Source organism: Streptomyces sp. NPDC002138 (genome assembly GCF_040296485.1).
Lineage (GTDB): Bacteria > Actinomycetota > Actinomycetes > Streptomycetales > Streptomycetaceae > Streptomyces.
Genome location: NZ_JBEOXE010000161.1, coordinates 1 through 1645, shown reverse-complemented (window position 1 = coordinate 1645; position 1645 = coordinate 1). Strand labels below are relative to the sequence as shown.

The following is a 1645-nucleotide window of genomic DNA, read 5'->3' as shown; positions in this document are numbered from 1 at the left end:
AAATCCGTGTGCGGTGGAGATTTTAAGACGACGCTTGATCGAACCAAGTGGGGCATTAGCAAATATACCTTGTTAGGTATCACTGAAATAGTTGATTTTGATACTCAGATTGAGGCGGCAAAGCAGTAGATTTCTAGGGCGTGTCCTCATTTTAAAAATGGTATTGATAATAAATACTTAGATTAACACACCAAGTGCAACGCTAATTAATATTATAGAACGCCTGCATAGGCGTTTTAAACCCTAAGCGTTTTCTTGGTCTGTTATTTAGTTTGTTCTCAATGTCCTGCATCTCATCATCAGAGACTTGTCTAAAGTCACAGCCTTCAGGCAGATACTCTCTGATCAAGCCGTTGGTATTTTCGTTGGTTCCTCGCTGCCATGACGCATAAGCATCGGCAAAGAAGAAAGAGCTAAAGAGCTTTTGTTTCACCTTTTTATGCTGAGCAAACTCTTTACCATTGTCAGAGGTAATGGTCTTAACCTGCAACCTCACTGGCTTTAAGAGCTCTATCATTGCCTCTGATACTTGCTGTGCCGTTTTATTATCCACACGTTTCATCTTCAGCAGCCCTGTTTTACGTTCAACGAGCGTGACAATCGCTTGCTTGTGATGCTGACCGATAATGGTATCCGCCTCCCAGTCGCCAATCCGCGTGCGCGCATCAACGATGGAGGGGCGCTCATGGATAGAGACTCTGTCATTAATACGACCACGAGTCTCAGCAGTTAAACGCTGCCGATAAGGCTTGGCTTTACGTCTGAGACACTGCCATAACCTGCCGCCCTTACGCTTGTTTGTCCATATATAGCGATAAATGCTCATATGACTGAGTCCACCATGAACACCTGCTATTTGCTGGGGACTCCAGTTCTCTTTAAGCTTGTCTGTGACCCAGTCCCATACGTCAGCGATGATGCTGAGCGCATTGTTTGATCGTCTTGCACAAGCTTTCTTATGAGCATTATTGACTTGGTAACCGCGCAGGCTTTTATTGCGTCTGATTTCTCTTAATATGGTACTGGGACTTCTGTTTAACGCCCGCGCTATAAAATTAATACTATGTTCTGCCCCTATAAGGGCATAAATCTGGTATCGTTCCCCTAGGCTTAGATGCGTATAGTTCATGGTTGCAATCTCACTTTGGTCGGTGGATAAAGACTTTGATGCTAGCGCATCTAGGTCTTTTTTTCACCTCACATTTGGTATTGCACTTCATGTGTTAAGACGTGTCCTCATTTTAAAAATGGTCATAAAAATGAGGTAAGTTGCCGTCAAACGAGGAAAATAGTGCAGATAATATCGGGATATTAACCAGCTATTTGACGATGTTTGGCAAGATTTAGCCATTTTTAGCCCATTTAGATGACTATCGATTGAATTGAGGACACGCCCTAATTAATAAAAATTCATTTACAAAAATAAGGAGCCTACCATGGCAAATCAAACACGTATTATTAAAATTGATGGCATGACTTGCGGTGGCTGTGTGGCAAGTGTCCATGCTGCTACTGGTGAGATTGATGGTTTAGATCTTATTACTGTTGATCTCGCTGACAATCTAGCAACAGTTAGCTTCGATGATAGTAAGACCAGTGCAGAAGCTATTGCATCGGCTATCGAGGAAGCAGGCTTTGATGCCAC

The 1645-nt window shown here is 42.9% G+C and carries 2 protein-coding genes; one reads left to right on the top strand and one right to left on the bottom strand.

The features are described 5' to 3' along the window. Positions 1 to 202: 202 nt before the first annotated feature. Positions 203 to 1129, bottom strand: a complete 927-nt coding sequence (locus ABT084_RS37835) for an IS30 family transposase (protein ID WP_351054378.1) — start codon at positions 1127 to 1129, stop codon at positions 203 to 205. Between the two features lie 307 nt (positions 1130 to 1436). On the opposite strand from ABT084_RS37835, the gene ABT084_RS37830 reads away from it, so the two are divergent. Continuing rightward, positions 1437 to 1645 (top strand): heavy-metal-associated domain-containing protein (locus ABT084_RS37830; RefSeq protein WP_351054376.1); only part of this gene is annotated, 209 nt, incomplete at its 3' end.

Excerpts from the sequence above, each read along its gene's own strand:
- ABT084_RS37835 (WP_351054378.1), bottom strand. The coding sequence starts at position 1,129 with ATGAACTATACGCATCTAAGCCTAGGGGAACGATACCAGATTTATGCC.